The sequence below is a fragment of the Clostridium homopropionicum DSM 5847 genome, assembly GCF_001263795.1.
GTDB lineage: Bacteria > Bacillota > Clostridia > Clostridiales > Clostridiaceae > Clostridium_H > Clostridium_H homopropionicum.
Genome location: NZ_LHUR01000002.1, coordinates 1 through 2921 on the forward strand (window position 1 = coordinate 1; position 2921 = coordinate 2921).

1 rRNA gene is annotated in these 2921 nt (G+C 50.9%); it reads right to left on the reverse strand.

Annotation, left to right across the window (positions count from 1 at the left end):
* Window positions 1–29 precede the first annotated feature (29 nt).
* A 23S ribosomal RNA gene (locus CLHOM_RS00010) occupies window positions 30–2921 on the reverse strand; the annotation flags it as partial.

Below are 2921 nucleotides of genomic sequence, written 5' to 3' on the forward strand. Positions count from 1 at the left end.
TTCTCTCAAAATTGCACAGTGAATTAATATTGATCAAGTCCTCGACCTATTAGTATTAGTCAGCTGAGTACATTACTGCACTTACACCTCTAACCTATCAACCTGATGGTCTTTCAGGGGTCTTACTAGCTAACGCTATGGGAAATCTAATCTTGAGGTGGGCTTCACGCTTAGATGCTTTCAGCGTTTATCCCTTCCCGACATAGCTACCCAGCTGTGCTCCTGGCGGAACAACTGGTGCACCAGAGGTCAGTCCATCCCGGTCCTCTCGTACTAAGGACAGCTCCTCTCAAATTTCCTACGCCCACGGCGGATAGGGACCGAACTGTCTCACGACGTTCTGAACCCAGCTCGCGTGCCGCTTTAATGGGCGAACAGCCCAACCCTTGGGACCGACTACAGCCCCAGGATGCGACGAGCCGACATCGAGGTGCCAAACCTCCCCGTCGATGTGGACTCTTGGGGGAGATCAGCCTGTTATCCCCGAGGTAGCTTTTATCCGTTGAGCGATGGCCCTTCCATACAGAACCACCGGATCACTAAGCCCGACTTTCGTCCCTGCTCCACCTGTATGTGTCGCAGTCAGGCTCCCTTCTGCCTTTACACTCTACGCGCGATTTCCGACCGCGCTGAGGGAACCTTTGGGCGCCTCCGTTACCTTTTAGGAGGCGACCGCCCCAGTCAAACTGCCCACCTAGCAATGTCCTGTGACCAGATTCATGGCCCCCAGTTAGAATTCCAGTACTGTCAGGGTGGTATCCCAAGGACGACTCCACGAAAGCTGACGCTCTCGCTTCTAAGTCTCCCACCTATCCTGTACAGACAATACCGAAATGCAATGCTAAGCTACAGTAAAGCTCTACGGGGTCTTTCCGTCCAACCGCGGGTAGCAAGCATCTTCACTTGCACTTCAATTTCACCGGATTTGCTGCCGAGACAGTGCCCAAATCATTACGCCATTCGTGCGGGTCGGAACTTACCCGACAAGGAATTTCGCTACCTTAGGACCGTTATAGTTACGGCCGCCGTTTACTGGGGCTTAAGTTCACACCTTCGCTTGCGCTAAGCATTCCCCTTAACCTTCCAGCACCGGGCAGGCGTCAGCCCCTATACATCAGCTTACGCTTTAGCAGAGACCTGTGTTTTTGATAAACAGTTGCTTGGGCCTGTTCACTGCGGCCTGCTCTCGCAGGCACCCCTTCTCGCGAACTTACGGGGTCAATTTGCCGAGTTCCTTAGCAGCAATTCTTCCGACGGCCTTAGGATTCTCTCCTCATCTACCTGTGTCGGTTTGCGGTACGGGCACCAATTTGCTCCATAGAGACTTTTCTTGGCAGCGTGGAATCAGATACTTCGCCAAAATAGGCTCCCCATCACACCTCAGGCTCAGTTAAGCGGATTTGCCTGCTTAACACCCTAAGTGCTTAGACGCACATCCAATAGTGCGCACATCCTATCCTCCTGCGTCATCCCATTTGTCAAACGCATTTTGGTGGTACTGGAATATCAACCAGTTGTCCATCGCCTACGCCTTTCGGCCTCGGCTTAGGTCCCGACTAACCCTGGGAGGACGAGCCTTCCCCAGGAAACCTTAGATATTCGGCCAACAGGATTCTCACCTGTTTTTCGCTACTTATGCCAGCATTCTCACTTCTGCACTGTCCACCACTCCTTACGGTATGGCTTCTACCTATGCAGAAAGCTCCTCTACCACGTGTACGTAGTACACATCCATAGCTTCGGTGGTAAGTTTTAGCCCCGTTACATCTTCGGCGCAGGATCTCTCGACTAGTGAGCTATTACGCACTCTTTTAATGAGTGGCTGCTTCTAAGCCAACATCCTAGTTGTCTTAGAAATCCCACATCCTTTCCCACTTAACTTACACTTTGGGACCTTAGCTGATGGTCTGGGCTGTTTCCCTTTTGACCACGGATCTTATCATTCGTAGTCTGACTGCCGGGGTACGAGTATATGGCATTCGGAGTTTGATAGGGTTCAGTAACTGTTGTCAGCCCCTAGCCCATTCAGTGCTCTACCTCCACTACTTATTACCCGACGCTAGCCCTAAAGCTATTTCGAGGAGAACCAGCTATCTCCGAGTTCGATTGGAATTTCTCCGCTATCCACAGCTCATCCCATGGTTTTTCAACACCAACGTGGTTCGGACCTCCACGGAATTTTACTTCCGCTTCATCCTGGCCATGGATAGGTCACCCGGTTTCGGGTCTACCATATGCAACTAGTTGCCCTTTTCAGACTCGGTTTCCCTTCGGCTCCGCACCGTAGGTGCTTAACCTTGCTACATATGGTAACTCGCTGGCCCGTTCTACAAAAAGTACGCCGTCACACTTTAACGTGCTCCGACCGATTGTAGGCACACGGTTTCAGATTCTATTTCACTCCCCTCCCGGGGTTCTTTTCACCTTTCCCTCACGGTACTTCTTCACTATCGGTCACTAGGTAGTATTTAGCCTTGGGAGATGGTCCTCCCTGCTTCCCACAAGGTTTCACGTGTCTCGTGGTACTCTGGAGTAGATCTACTTTTCTCTCTTTTTCACCTACAGGGCTTTTACCCTCTGCGGCTGAACTTTCCAGTTCTATTCGGCTAAAGAAATTAAAGCGTTATGATCTATCCTCAACCCCAGAAACAAAGTTTCTGGTTTGGGCTCTTCCCCTTTCGCTCGCCGCTACTGAGGGAATCGATTTTTCTTTCTCTTCCTTTGGGTACTTAGATGTTTCAGTTCCCCAAGTGTTCCTCTGTATACCTATGAATTCAATATACAGTATCTAGCGTTAGCTAGATGGGTTTCCCCATTCGGAAATCTGCGGATCACAGGCTATTTGCGCCTACCCGCAGCTTATCGCAGCTTATCACGTCCTTCATCGGCTCCTAGTGCCAAGGCATTCACCGTGCGCCCTT